Below are 13,248 nucleotides of genomic sequence, written 5' to 3'. Positions count from 1 at the left end.
AACAAAGAGACGGAGCAGGTTCGGCAAGCCGAACACACTCCGCCCATCCGTCTCGTACCCCCAGCGGGATTTGAACCCGCGTTACCGCCGTGAGAGGGCGGCGTCCTAGGCCGCTAGACGATGGGGGCCTGGAACTTCAGCACCGGCCGGAGCCGGTGGTTCTGCGTACCCCCAGCGGGATTTGAACCCGCGTTACCGCCGTGAGAGGGCGGCGTCCTAGGCCGCTAGACGATGGGGGCCTGAGACTACTTCTGTACTGCGCTGGGGTACCAGGACTCGAACCTAGACTAAGTGGACCAGAACCACTCGTGCTGCCAATTACACCATACCCCAAGGGGGTTTCCGTTCCTCCATCGGAGGACGTCACCGAGGGAAAACACTACCCGAGAGTCGCCGACCTGCCAAAGTGGATCAGGGTGCGGTACATCACGCCGGCGTGGACGAGTATTCCCGGCCCCCGGAGAGCGCGGCGGGCAGCTCGTCGAGCCCGGTGATGACGGGCACCCCGGACGCGCGCATCGCGTCGTGATCCTCCGTCTCGTGTAGCCGCTTCCGCACGCCGTGCCGGGCCAGCCACACACCGAGCAGGCCGGCGTCCCGGGCTGCCGTCGCGTCCACGAACGGCTCGTCGCCCACGTAGGCGGTCCGGGCCGGGTCCGTCCCCAGCAGCCGCGCCCCCTCGGTGAAGACCCGCGGGTCAGGCTTGCCGAACCCGAGCGTGTCGACCCCTACCAGCACGGGCAGGGCGGACAGCCCCACGGCCGCCAGCTTGCGCTCCTGCAGCTCCACGGACGCGTTCGTCACGACCCCCACCCGCAGCCCGGCCTCACGTGCCGCCGCGAGCGCGGGAGCGGCGTCGTCGAACGGGGTCCAGGAGTCCTCGAAGGTGCCCCAGAACAGGCCGTCCCACTCGTCGAAGATCTCCTCGGTGACGGGTTCGCCGCCGAAGGTCTCGTGCAGCAACGCCGCGCGGTGACGGCGCTGCGTACGGTGGTCGGTCTCGCCGAGGGTGTACCGGCGGTACCAGCCGGCCGGGTCCGACCGCCAGTGGTGGAGCATCTCGTCGAGGTGTTCCGCGCTGGTGGCGGGCAGGTACCGCTCCCGTACCGCGTCCAGCGCGCGGGCGAAGGCACCGCGGGTGTCGACGAGGGTGTCGTCGACGTCGAACAGGACACCGTCCACCAGCCACTCCTTCTTCTCGGTCTTCTTCTCGGTCATGCGGACGCCGTCCGCCCGGTCAGTCGCTGCGCCTTGCGCCAGCGGGCGAAGGCCAGCAGGGCGGCGCCGGAGACGGCGGTCCCCGTCATGCTGAGCACGCCGGACAGCGCGCTCACCTCGGTGATGAGCATCGTCTCGGCCATGGTGCCGGTGGCGATCGCGGCGCCGAACGCGAACAGGTTGTTCACCACGTGCAGCGCGATGGCGCACTCCAGGCCGCCCGTGCGCCAGACCAGCACGCTCGCCACCACGCCGAAGAAGAACCGGTCCGCGAACAGCCAGGGGTTCTGCAGCCCGTGCGCGAGCGCGAACAGCGTGGCCGAGAGCAGCATGGGAAGCAGGACGGCGAGCCATGCCGGCCGGCACCAGGCCCCCACCACCTGCTGGAGCCAGCCGCGGAAGAAGTACTCCTCCCCCGTGGCCTGCAGGGGCGTGGTCAGCAGGATCACCAGCGCGACCAGCGGCCAGCCCGCGGCGGGGTCGATCGTGAGCTGCTCGCTCGACGTCGGCGCGAACCACTGCAGCACGAACCCGAGCGGCACCAGCACGAGGACCGACACACCCGCCGCGCCGAGCAGCAGCCCCCAGCGCAGCCGCCCGATCACCGAGGAGACCAGCCCGGGCCGCCCCGTGGCGACCAGGGCCGCCAGCAGCGCGATCGGGATCGGGATGGCGAGGGAGATGTTGGTCGCCAGCAGCCCGAGCGGCGTGGTCAGCCACTCCGTGTCCAGGGCGGCGTCCTCGAACCGGGTGACGAACCCCGCCGGGTCGTTCGCGAGGACCGCCCCGAGCTGCGCGAAGGCGGACCAGAGGAAGAACACCCCGGCCCCGGCGATCATCACACCGACCGTGAGCAGCGGCCGCCACCAGCGGTACCCCGGGCCGCGCCATGCCTGCGGGTAGGGACGGAGCTCCGTCATGCGGCGAGCCGCTCGATCGCGGCGTCCAGGCGGGCCAGGGCGCGATCGCGCCCGAGCACCTCGAGCGACTCGAACAGCGGCAGCCCGATGCGGCGGCCGGTGACGGCCACCCGCACCGGTGCCTGCGCCTTGCCGAGCTTGAGGCCGTGCTTCTCGCCGACGGCGGTCACCGTCTCCTTGAGCGCGTCCGCCTCCCAGGCCGCGCCCGCGAGCGCCGCCCGCATGTCGGCGAGCAGGGTGGCCGGGTCGCCCTTCATGGCCTTGTTCCACGAGTCCTCGTCGATGGCGGGCTCGTCGAGGAACAGGAAGTCGACGTTGTCGGTGATCTCGCTCAGCAGGGCGACGCGGGTCTGGGCGAGCGGTGCGACGGCGTCGAAGGCTCGCTGGTCGAACTGCGCCGGGCTCCAGGGCGCGTGCGGGGCGGCGAGCCAGGGCGCGCAGGCGTCCTTGAACTCGTCCAGCGGCAGTGCGCGGATGTACTCGCCGTTGAACGCGGTGAGTTTCTTCAGGTCGAAGAACGCGGAGGCGGAGTTGACGTCCTCGATGCGGAACCGGCGCACGAGCTCGTCGAACGGGAGGATCTCCTCGTCGTTGCCGGGGGCCCAGCCGAGCAGCATGAGGTAGTTGACCATGGCGGCGGGCAGGATGCCGTCGGCGAGGTAGTCCTCGAGGGCGACCTTGTCACGGCGCTTGGAGAGCTTCTGCCGCTTCTCGTTGACGATGACGGGCAGGTGCGCCCAGACGGGCGGGGTGGCGCCCAGCGCCTCCCACAGGAGCTGCTGCTTGGGGGTGTTGGGCAGGTGCTCCTCGCCGCGGATGACGTGGGTGATGTGCTCGTCCATGTCGTCCACGACGTTCGCGAGGAGGAACACGGGTGAGCCGTCGCCGCGGGCGATGACGAAGTCCTCGAGGGTGTCGTTCGGGAAGGCGGGGTTGCCGCGGATGAGGTCGACGACGTGCGTCTCGCCGTCGTCGGGCGTGCGGAAGCGCAGGGCGCGGCCGGCGGCGTGGTCGAGGCCGCGGTCTCGGCAGTGGCCGTCGTAGCCGGTCTGCTGGTTGCCGGTACGGGCGAGGACGTCGTCGCGGGTGCAGTCGCAGTAGTAGGCCTTGCCGCCGGCGTGCAGGCGGGCGGCGGCGTCGCGCTGGATGCCGGCGTTGGCGGACTGGTAGTAGGGCCCCTCGAACGCCGGGTCGTCGGCGGTGATGCCGAGCGACGCCATCGCGGACAGGATGCCGTCCACCCATTCGGGCTTGTTGCGCGAGGCGTCGGTGTCCTCGATGCGCAGCACGAAGACGCCGCCCTGCTGCTTGGCCACGGCCCAGTTGAACAGGGCGGAGCGGGCGCCGCCGACGTGGAACATGCCGGTGGGCGACGGGGCGAATCGGACGCGTACGGGGGTCGAGGAGTTCACGCGGCCCAGCGTAGTCGGCGTGTCCGACACCGCGACGACGGCGGCGCGCCGCCTCAGCTCCGCCGCAGCACCGGGTTCGTCAGCACGCCCAGTCCTTCGACCTCGCACTCGACGCGGTCGCCGTGGTCCACGAGCCCCACGCCGGCGGGCGTGCCGGTGAGGATGACGTCGCCCGGCAGCAGCGTCATGGCCTGGGAGATGTAGGAGACGAGGAACGGCACGTCGAACACGAGGTCGCGGGTGCGGCCGTCCTGCTTGGTCTCGCCGTTCACGCGGGACATGACGCCGACGTCCTCGGGGTCGAGGTCGGTGTCGATCCACGGCCCGAGCGGGCACGACCCGTCGAAGCCCTTGGCTCGCGCCCACTGCCCGTCGGTGCGCTGCGCGTCGCGCGCGGTGACGTCGTTCGCGACGGTGTAGCCGAGGATGTAGGACGCCGCCGCCTCTTCGGTCACCTCCTTGCACAGCTTCCCGATCACGACGGCGAGCTCGGCCTCGTAGCTGATCTCGTCGGAGAAGTCGGGCAGCACGATCGGGTCGTCGGGCCCGATCACGGAGGTGTTGGGCTTGAAGAACAGCAGGGGGCTGGCCGGCACCTCGCCGCCCATCTCGGCGGCGTGCGCCGCGTAGTTCTTGCCGACGGCCACGATCTTGGACCGCGGGATCACCGGCGCGAGCAGCCGGACCCCGTCGCCCAGCTCGACGCGCTCGCCCGTCGGCATGGCCGGCATGTACAGCGGATCGCCGCCCAGCACGGCGAGGAAGGTCCTGTCCCCCTCGGTCTGCACGAGGCCGAACTTCGGGTCGTCTCCGGTGGTGAATCTCGCGATACGCACGCGAACAATCTACGTCGCCGGCGGCGGTGGTGCGATCACCGCCGGAGGCGGGTGCGGTACTGCTCGACGACGTCCCACAGCCGCCGGTACCAGTCGATGCGCTCCGGGTCGGGCGCGACCCCGTACGCGGCGAAGAACTCCGTGGCCAGGCCGGGGTCCTGGAACCGCCGGGAGACGGAGCGGGACGCGACCGCGAGGTCGCTCCAGCGGTCGGCGACGCCGAGTTCTCCCAGGTCCACGTGCGCGGCGAACGTGCCGTCGTCGTGCAGGAGCGTGTTGGGGACGCACGCGTCGCCGTGGCAGACCACGAGACGGTCGACGGCCGGGGCCCGCCCGACGGCGGCGCGGACCTCCGGGGGGAGGGCGGCGGTGCGGGCGGCGGGCGTCCACGCGAACGGGCAGTCGGACACGGGCGCGGTGTCGTGCAGCAGGCGCAGGCCCTCGCCGATGGCGCGCGCCGCGGCCCGCGGCTGCTCCCGCCACCGCGGGTCGATGGCGGACGTGCCGTGCAGTTCCTCGGTCAGCAGCCAGGCACCGTCGTCGCCGCGTCCGACGTCGAGCACGCGCGGGACGACGGCGGACCGGCGGGCCCACGTCAGCCGCCCGGCCTCGGCGAACGGGTCGGGGCAGGGCGCACCGGCGGGGACCCACTTGAGGTAGCGGGCGGGCCGGGCGTCCGTGCCCGGGCCGGAAAGCAGCGGTGCGTCCTCGAGGCGGAAGGTGAGTCCGCCCAGATCGTTGCGCCAGACGGGGGTGACGCTCCCCCAGCCCACGTACCAGCCGGCGAGCGCGTGCACCGCGTCCGGGACCTCGACAGGAGCGGGGTGAACACCCCGCACGACCATGGTCGGCACGCGATCATGCTGCCATGGAACGGGTGAAAAGTGGGTCCCGGTTCGCAAGCCTGACGGGTACGCACCGACATCGGCGAGCGCCGGAGGTCCGTGCCATCGGGTCGCGGCGGGGACGGGCACCGCCGGCGGCGGAGACGGCGCCCGCCTCCGCCGCCGGCGGGATCGGTCAACAGGGTCCGAGGTCCTCCCAGACGCCCCACTGGCCGGACTCGCTGGGCACCTCGCCCTGGGTCCACCACTTGGCCCGGTAGTGGCCGCCCTGGTAGGAGACCTCCGCGCCGCCCAGGTAGGCGGCCGTCGCGTCCCACGCGGCCGCGGAGCACTCGCCGGGGTCAGGGTCCGGCGGGTCGGTCGGGTCGCCGCCCCCACCGCCGACGTTCACGTCGATGCACGCGTAGAAGGCCATCGCCGTGTCCGCGATGTTCCACCGCGCGAGGATCTTGTGGTTGCCCGACGGCAGGCCGGACAGCGTGTGGTGCACCGTGGACGGTGGCTGCGCGCCGCCGTCGTCGAAGGTGCGGAAGAGCTGTCCGTCCACGAAGTACTCCCACGTGGAGGTGCGGTGGTTGGCCGTGACGGTCCACGTGAACGTGTGGGTGCTGCCGATGGTCGTGCGCGGCCAGGCGAGGGAGTCGTCGTCGAGGTTGGTGAAGCGGGAGCCGCCGGAGCACTGCATCGAGCCCTTGGCGGCTTCGACGCTCTGCGGCTCGTACTGGATGCCCTGGCAGTCGTGGCTCACGGTGCCGGCGGCACAGTGGTCCTGGCGGCTGGGCGGGTCGGAGACCCAGCCGTGCGCCTGGGCGGACGGGGTCAGGGAGATCGGTGCGGCGACGAGCGCCGTGACGGCCAGCGCGAGCACGGCCAGGACGGCCAGTGCCAGGCGGCCCGGCGTGAGCCGGGTCCGGGGTAGTGCTGCTCGGGAGAGTGCGGTGCCTTTCATGTCGGATCACCTCGGTCAGTGGGTGCGGCGGGGACGGCCCCCGCGTCGCCGTCGGTCCACTTGACCGTATGAATAGGTCACTCACCTGACAATTGGGGCAACCACGTAGCCGGGGAAACCCCGTACCGCTCCCGGCGCCGGCCGCCGGGCCGCACCTACACCCGCGCCAGCACCTCGCCGTGCAGCACCGCGAACCAGCCGTCGTCGGCCGCCGCCCATTCCTGCCAGCCCTGCGCGAGCTGTTCCAGGCCGACCTCGTCGGCCAGCGCCGCCTCCCTCGCCTGTACCGCGAAGTTCGACTCCGTGCACCGCTGCGCCCACAGGTCGCCCCACCAGCGCCGGTCCTCGGGCGTGGCGTAGCACCACGAGCTGGCGGTGGGGACGATCCCGGCCGGGTCGAAGCCGGCCTCCCGCACCCAGGACAGCAGGTGGCGGCCGGCGTCGGGCTCGAAGCCGTAGGCGTGCGTGACCTCGTGGTAGAGGGTGTTCCACTCGGTCAGCTCGGCCGACGCCGGGTACCAGGCCATGGCCGCGTAGTCGGCGTCCCGCACCGCCACGAAGCCGCCGGGCCTGGCCACGCGCTTCATCTCCCGCAGCGCGACGACGGGCTCCGAGAGGTGCTGCAGGAGCTGGTGGGCGAAGACGACGTCGAACGTGTCGTCGTCGAACGGCAGCTCGTAGGCGTTCGCGTGCTCGAACCGCACGTTGGCGGTGGGGTGCTGCGCGGCCAGCTCGCGGGCGGAGGCCAGCACGCCGGCGGCGGCGTCGACGCCGACCACCTCGCCGCCGTCGAGCTTCTCGGCCAGGTCGACGGTCACGGTGCCGGGACCGCAGCCGACGTCCAGCACGCGCATGCCCGCACCGAGCCGGGGCAGCAGGAACGCGGCGGAGTTCGCCGCGGTGCGGGCGCGATGCGAGCGCAGCACCGATTCGTGGTGGCCGTGCGTGTACGACTCCGACTCCTTCGTCAGGTCGCTGCGGTGGTGACCGGGCGCATCGATCGCGTCGACGGGATCGGTACCTGCGGGCGCGTCGTGTGGGGGCACCGCAGATTCGGTACTGGGTCTCATGTTTTCACGCTACCCAGGTGAGGCGGGCGTCACACGGGGGTTCTCACGGAGCGGGACGATGCGCCGTGAGCCTGCGAGGATGCTGGTATGACCACTCCGTCAGCGGATCCCGCACCAGCCCACGAGGCCCGGACGGGGACGACGGCGGTCCGGGGCACGGGACCGCTCGCCCGTGCGGCCGGCCGCCTGGCAGGAGGCCCCGGCCGGGTGCCCGGGGTCGACGTCGCCCGCGGGCTGGCCGTGCTCGGAATGTTCACGGCGCACGTCGGCGTGACGTCCGACGACCTCGGCACCCTCGAGGGCTGGCTGGGGCTCACGCACGGCCGCTCGTCCATCCTGTTCGCCACCGTGGCGGGCGTGTCGCTGGGGCTGGCGACCGGCCGCCGGGAGCCGCCGTCGGGCAGGGATCTCGCCGCCGCCCGGGTGACGATCCTGGCGCGCGCGGTCGCGCTGCTGGCGCTGGTCGCGTTCCTCGACCTGCTGGGCACCCGCGTCGCGCTCATCCTCGGCTTCTACGCGCTGTTCTTCGTGCTGGCGCTGCCCTTCCTGCGGCTGCGACCCTCCGAGCTCGCGCCGCTCGCGGTGACGATCGGCGTTCTCGGGCCACCGATCGCCTACTACGGCCCCGAGGCGCTGGCCCGGCTGGGGCTCCGGCTCCCGCGCGACGGCTCGGGCGCGTTCACGGATTTCCTGCTCACGGGCCACTATCCGGCGATCGTCTGGATGGCGTTCGTGCTCGCGGGCCTGGCGGTGGGGCGCAGCGACCTGCGCAGCGTGTGGCTGAGGTTCGGGCTCGTGGCCGGTGGTTTCGGAACCGCCTTCGTGTGCGCCCTCGCCTCCGCGAGCATGGTCGCGGAGGCGGGCGGCCGGGAGGCGATCGAGGCGAACCTCCAGGCGACCACCGCCCGCTGGGTGGGGCCGGACGCGCTCGGCCTCGGGGATCCCTGGCCGACACCGCTCTATCTCTGGCTCGACGGCCCGCACGACGACACGATGTTCGAGGTCTTCGGCTCCGGCGGGTTCGCCCTCGGGGTGATCGGGCTGTGCCTGTTCGCCGGCCGGATCGGAGCGCGCGTGCTGGCGCCGGTGGCCGCCGTCGGCGCGATGGCTCTGACCGTCTACTCCGCGCAGATCGTCGCCATCTGGGCCGTGACCGCCGCCGGCTTCGACCTGCTGGACCCGCCGACGAACGGCCCGCTCGGCTGGATGGTGCTGATCACCCTGGCCGCGGCCACCGTGTGGCGGGCGCTGTTCGGCCAGGGCCCGCTGGAACGCGCGATGGCGGCCTGGGCCCGGTGGGTCACGGGACGGGTGCCACCGATACGGCCGTGAGGGGGGGCCGCCGTCGTGGGTCAGAGGCCGACCTCGCCGGTGATCGTCGTGATCGTCTCGCCCATGAGCCACACCTCGCCCTCGTCCGTCTTCGTGACGTGAGCGCGGCCCTCCCGTCCGAGCACCGTGCCCTGCGACGCCACGTACGACGACGGCAGCACCTCCCCCGCGAGCCACTGCCCCAGGCTCGCGTTGAGGCTCCCGGTCACCGGGTCCTCGGACACCCCCAGGGACGGCACGAACGCGCGCACCTCGACGTCGGCGCCGAGCCGACGGCGGTCGGCGGGCGAGTGCGGGCCGATCACCCCGATCTTGAGGTCGGCGAACCGCGCGGGGTCGATCCGCAGCGCGAGCACGGCCTCGGCGTCGCGCAGTTGGACGCCCACCCAGCCGGGGCCGTTGTCGACCCAGGCGGCGCGGGCGATGTCGGACACGTCGATCCGCAGGGCCCGGGCGATCCGCGCACGATCCTCCTCGGAGACGGGGCCGGACCGGATGAGCGGCGGCGCGGCGAACGCCAGCAGCGACGAGCCGGCGCGGCGCGGTTCGCCGTCGGCCGGCTCCTGGATGCGGACCGTCACGAGGCCGACGCCGCACTCCTGGACCACGGCGCCGCCCGCGGGCGTGCCGCCGGCCTCGAGCCAGGCGTGAGCGGTGCCGAGCGTGGGGTGTCCCGCGAACGGGAGCTCGTCCGACGGCGTGAAGATGCGCACGCGGTAGTCGGCCGCCGGATCGGTGGGCGACAGGAGAAAGGTGGTCTCGGACAGGTTGGTCCACCGCGCGAAGGCGGCCATCTGCTCGTCGGTGAGGCCGTCGGCGTCGTGGACGACGGCGACGGGGTTGCCGCCCGTGGGCGACCCGGAGAAGACGTTGACCTGGCGGAAGGGGAGAACCATGCGGTCAGCCTAGGCGCGGTCCGCGTCCGGCATCCGGCCGTGACCGGCCGGTCCTAGAGTTGGGGGATGACTTCGATCCTCCGCGAGCGCGCCGTCGTGCTTCCCGTCGCCGTGTGGCGGGCGGCGGCCGACGCGCATGCCGCGCGGGCCGACGCGCTGACCGCCGTCCGGCGCGAGGCCCAGGCGGCCGGGCGGAAGCACGCGATCGAGGACTTCCTGTTCACGTACTACCCGACCCGGATCGCTCACCTGCGGCGCTGGCATCCCGGCCCGGGGGTGATCCTGGCCGGCGACGGCACGGACCGCGAGGCCGACGCGGACGCGGACCCCGGGGCCGATCCCGACACCGCCGACACCGCCACCACACCGGCCGCGAGGCGCTGGTACACCCGCGTTCCCGGCGGTGTCACCTTCGACACGGAGACCTTCCTGGCCGAGCGCGGCGACACGGTGCGGTACGTGCGTGAACTGCTCGCCGCCACGGCGTCGCGCCCCGGCACGTTCGGCTGCTTCGGGCTGCACGAATGGGCCATGGTCTACCGGGACGAGGAGGCGGGACGGGACCACCGGCACCCGTTGCCCCTGCGTCTGGGCCACGCGGGGACGGACGCCGTCGTGGAGTCCCACCCGGTGCGCTGCTCCCACTTCGACGCGTACCGCTTCTTCACGCCCGAGGCCCGTGACCGCAACGCCCTGCGGCCCACCCGCGCCACGCAGCGCGCGCTGGAGCAGCCGGCCTGCCTGCACGCGAACATGGACCTGTACAAGTGGTGCCTCAAGCTCGGGCCTGCCGTGCCGGGTGACCTGCTGCTGGACGCCTTCGAACTGGCCCGGGACATCCGGTACACGGACATGGCGGCCTCCCCGTACGACGTGTCGTCCTACGGCGTCGAGCCCGTCACCGTCGAGACGACGGACGGCAAGGCGGAGTACGTCCGCCGCCAGCGCGACTTCGCGGCCCGCGCGTCCGAACTCCGCACCCGCCTGCTGGCGACCTGCGAGGCCCTTCTCCCCTGACCGTCCCTCCTCACTTCCTCCGTCTCCCATCCCGCCTGTCGCGCCCCTCAGCAGGGCTGAGAGAATGTGCGCACCATGACGACCACCACGCCTCGCCCCGCCGGAACCCTCCTCCCCCACATCCCCGCCCCGACGGGCAAGGCACCGGACCCGGACGTGCTGTTCGAGAGTTTCGGCACCTGGGCGTCCGACGGCGGTCGGCCCCTCTACCCGCACCAGGAGGAGGCGCTGCTGGAGCTCATGACGGGCTCGCACGTCATCCTCGCGACGCCGACGGGGTCGGGGAAGTCGATGGTCGCCATGGGCGCGCAGTTCGCGGCGCTGGCGGCGAACCGGTCCGGGCGCGGCGGGCGCACCTACTACACCGCACCGCTGAAGGCCCTGGTCAGCGAGAAGTTCTTCGATCTGGTGGCCGCGTTCGGTTCGAAGAACGTGGGCATGATGACCGGCGACTCGGCGGTCAACCCGGACGCCCCCATCATCTGCTGCACCGCGGAGATCCTGGCGAACCTCGCACTGCGACAGGCCCGCAACGACGGCGGCCCGCTCACCGGCGACGACGCGATCGCCCAGGTGGTCATGGACGAGTTCCACTACTACGGCGACCCGCAGCGTGGCTGGGCGTGGCAGGTGCCGCTCCTGGAGCTGCCGGACACGCAGTTCCTGCTCATGTCGGCCACGCTGGGCGACACGACGAAGCTGCGCGAGGACCTGGATGAGCGCACCGGCCGCGACGTCGCCGAGGTCGCCGGCGCCGAGCGGCCCGTCCCGCTGGAGTTCGCCTACGTGGTCGAGCCGCTCCCGGACACGATCCAGGAGCTCGTGGAGACGCACCGCGCGCCCGTGTACGTCGTGCACTTCACGCAGAAGGACGCCGTCGACCGCGCCCAGGCGCTGTTGTCCATGAAGCTCGCGGACAAGACCGAGAAGGAGGCCATCACCGCGGAGATCGGCGCGTTCCGGTTCGGTACGGGCTTCGGCAAGACGCTGAGCAAGTTCCTGCGCGCCGGCATCGGCGTGCACCACGCGGGCATGCTGCCCAAGTACCGACGCCTGGTGGAGCGCCTTACGCAGAAGGGGCTGCTCAAGGTGGTGTGCGGTACCGACACCCTCGGGGTCGGCATCAACGTGCCGATCCGCACCGTCCTGCTGACCAGCCTGGTGAAGTTCGACGGCGAGCGCATGCGGCACCTCACGGCACGCGAGTTCCACCAGATCGCGGGCCGCGCCGGCCGGGCGGGCTTCGACACGCTCGGCGAGGTGCTGGTCATGGCGCCCGAGCACGTGATCGAGAACCGCAAGGCGCTGCTCAAGGCGGGCGACGACCCGAAGAAAAAGAAGAAGATCGTCCGGAAGAAGGCCCCCTCCGGTGCGGTGAACTGGACCGACTCCACGTTCGAGCGCCTACGTGACGCCGACCCGGAACCGCTGACCAGCAACTTCACCGTGTCCCACGCGATGGTGCTGAACGTGCTGGCACGGGACGGCGACCCGGTCGCGGCGATGCGCCACCTGCTCACCGCGAACCACGACACCGAAGCCGTCCAGGCGAAGCACGTGCGGCAGGTGTTCCGCATCTACCGCAGCCTGCGCCAGTCCGGCGTCGTCGAACGCGTGCGGATCCCGGACGCGGCACGGCCCGCGGGATACCGCCCGAGCGCCCGGCTCGTGGTGGACCTGCCCCGCGACTTCGCGCTGAACCAGACGCTCTCCCCGTTCGCGCTCGCGGCGATGGACCTGCTCGACGTGGACAGCCCCACCCACGCGCTCGACGTCGTCTCCGTCATCGAGGCCACGCTCGACGACCCGCGCCAGGTGCTGTTCGGCCAGCAGAAGACCGCGCGCGGCGAGGCGATCGCGGCGATGAAGGCCGAGGGCATCGAGTACGACGAGCGCATGGAGCTGCTGGAGGAGGTCACCTGGCCCAAGCCGCTCCAGGACCTCCTGGAGCCCGCGTTCGCCACCTACAAGCAGTCGAACCCGTGGGTGGCGGACGCGGAGCTGTCGTGCAAGTCGGTGGTGCGCGACATGCTCGAGAAGGCGATGACCTTCGGCGAGCTGGTCAGCGCCTACGGGCTGGAACGCACCGAGGGCGTGGTGCTGCGCTACCTCGCCGACGCGTTCCGGGCCGTGCGCCAGGTCGTGCCGGAGGAGCACCGCACCGAGGACGTCCACGAGGTCATCGAGTGGCTGGGCGAATTGGTGCGGAACGTCGACTCGTCGCTGCTCGACGAGTGGGAGCGGCTGCAGAACCCGGTGGACGACGACGCCGACCTGGTCGTCGAGGGCGAGCTCGCGGACGCGGGGGCGGAGGCTCCGGCACGCCCGGTCACCGGGAACCCGCGCGCCTTCCGGCGGCTGGTGCGCAACGCGATGTTCCGGCGCGTCGAGCTCGCCGCCCGCGAGGCGTACGAGGCGCTCGGCTCGCTCGACGCGACGCTCGGCATGGACGCCGACGCCTGGGCGGACGCCCTGGACCCGCTGTTCGAGGAGCAGGGGGACGACGCGATCGGCATCGGCCCGGAGGCACGGGCGGCAAGCCTGATCACGATCCTCGAGCCGGGGGCGGAGCTGCCGGACGGCAGCCGCGTGCCCGACGGCACCTGGTGGGTGCGGCAGGTGCTCGACGACGCCGACGGCAACCGGGACTGGGCCATCACCGCGGGCGTCGACCTGGCCGCCAGCGACGAGGCCGGCCAGGTCATGCTGCGGGCGCTGCGCGTCGGCACGATCTGAGCCGCGGCCCGGCATAC

Annotated in this window: 11 protein-coding genes and 3 tRNA genes; 3 read left to right on the top strand and 11 right to left on the bottom strand. The window is 72.4% G+C overall.

From position 1 onward, the window contains the following. Positions 1–55: 55 nt before the first annotated feature. The 10 genes from EDD34_RS04475 to EDD34_RS04430 all read right to left on the bottom strand — a co-directional run bounded on the left by EDD34_RS04475 (position 56) and on the right by EDD34_RS04430 (position 7,250). Positions 56–128, bottom strand: a tRNA-Glu gene (locus EDD34_RS04475). Positions 129–166: 38 nt separating this feature from the next. Next, positions 167–239, bottom strand: a tRNA-Glu gene (locus tag EDD34_RS04470). Between the two features lie 22 nt (positions 240–261). Then, positions 262–333: transfer RNA gene (locus EDD34_RS04465), tRNA-Gln, on the bottom strand. 93 nt (positions 334–426) lie between these two features. Next, on the bottom strand, positions 427–1,218 hold the full coding sequence (locus EDD34_RS04460; protein ID WP_123813498.1) for an HAD family hydrolase: 792 nt from the start codon (positions 1,216–1,218) through the stop codon (positions 427–429). Beyond that, positions 1,215–2,138 (bottom strand): CPBP family intramembrane glutamic endopeptidase, encoded by a 924-nt coding sequence (locus EDD34_RS04455; protein WP_123813497.1) that lies wholly within the window; start codon positions 2,136–2,138, stop codon positions 1,215–1,217. Before EDD34_RS04455 ends, EDD34_RS04460 begins: the two co-directional genes overlap by 4 nt. Beyond that, positions 2,135–3,550 carry a glutamate--tRNA ligase gene (gene gltX, locus EDD34_RS04450; protein WP_246012183.1) on the bottom strand — a complete coding sequence of 472 codons (1,416 nt, stop codon included), beginning with the start codon at positions 3,548–3,550 and terminating at the stop codon, positions 2,135–2,137. The genes EDD34_RS04455 and gltX overlap by 4 nt, the downstream gene beginning before the upstream one ends. A gap of 53 nt (positions 3,551–3,603) precedes the next feature. Beyond that, positions 3,604–4,386 carry a fumarylacetoacetate hydrolase family protein gene (locus tag EDD34_RS04445; RefSeq protein ID WP_123813496.1) on the bottom strand — a complete coding sequence of 261 codons (783 nt, stop codon included), beginning with the start codon at positions 4,384–4,386 and terminating at the stop codon, positions 3,604–3,606. 35 nt (positions 4,387–4,421) lie between these two features. Continuing rightward, on the bottom strand, positions 4,422–5,231 hold the full coding sequence (locus EDD34_RS04440) for an aminoglycoside 3'-phosphotransferase (RefSeq protein ID WP_123816319.1): 810 nt from the start codon (positions 5,229–5,231) through the stop codon (positions 4,422–4,424). A gap of 175 nt (positions 5,232–5,406) precedes the next feature. Next, a complete protein-coding gene (locus tag EDD34_RS04435; RefSeq protein ID WP_123813495.1) occupies positions 5,407–6,180 on the bottom strand; it encodes a lytic polysaccharide monooxygenase in 774 nt (257 codons plus the stop codon). Positions 6,181–6,335: 155 nt separating this feature from the next. Then, positions 6,336–7,250 carry a class I SAM-dependent methyltransferase gene (locus EDD34_RS04430; protein ID WP_123813494.1) on the bottom strand — a complete coding sequence of 305 codons (915 nt, stop codon included), beginning with the start codon at positions 7,248–7,250 and terminating at the stop codon, positions 6,336–6,338. An 87-nt stretch (positions 7,251–7,337) separates the two neighbouring features. On the opposite strand from EDD34_RS04430, the gene EDD34_RS04425 reads away from it, so the two are divergent. After that, entirely contained in the window at positions 7,338–8,582 is a 1,245-nt protein-coding gene (locus EDD34_RS04425; protein WP_123813493.1) for a heparan-alpha-glucosaminide N-acetyltransferase domain-containing protein, read from the top strand. Positions 8,583–8,602: 20 nt separating this feature from the next. Here the strand turns inward: EDD34_RS04425 and EDD34_RS04420 are convergent, their stop codons facing one another. After that, a complete protein-coding gene (locus tag EDD34_RS04420; protein ID WP_123813492.1) occupies positions 8,603–9,478 on the bottom strand; it encodes a PhzF family phenazine biosynthesis protein in 876 nt (291 codons plus the stop codon). Positions 9,479–9,544: 66 nt separating this feature from the next. On the opposite strand from EDD34_RS04420, the gene EDD34_RS04415 reads away from it, so the two are divergent. Together EDD34_RS04415 and EDD34_RS04410 are read left to right on the top strand one after the other, a co-directional pair. Further along, positions 9,545–10,495 (top strand): 3-methyladenine DNA glycosylase, encoded by a 951-nt coding sequence (locus EDD34_RS04415; RefSeq protein ID WP_123813491.1) that lies wholly within the window; start codon positions 9,545–9,547, stop codon positions 10,493–10,495. Positions 10,496–10,570: 75 nt separating this feature from the next. Then, a complete protein-coding gene (locus tag EDD34_RS04410; RefSeq protein ID WP_123813490.1) occupies positions 10,571–13,231 on the top strand; it encodes a DEAD/DEAH box helicase in 2,661 nt (886 codons plus the stop codon). The last annotated feature ends 17 nt before the right edge of the window (positions 13,232–13,248 follow it).

Origin of the sequence: Myceligenerans xiligouense (assembly GCF_003814695.1) — a bacterium.
GTDB classification, from domain to species: Bacteria; Actinomycetota; Actinomycetes; order Actinomycetales; family Cellulomonadaceae; genus Myceligenerans; species Myceligenerans xiligouense.
The sequence above is the reverse complement of the archived record's forward strand: the minus strand, read 5'-3'. Positions and strand labels throughout refer to the sequence as shown.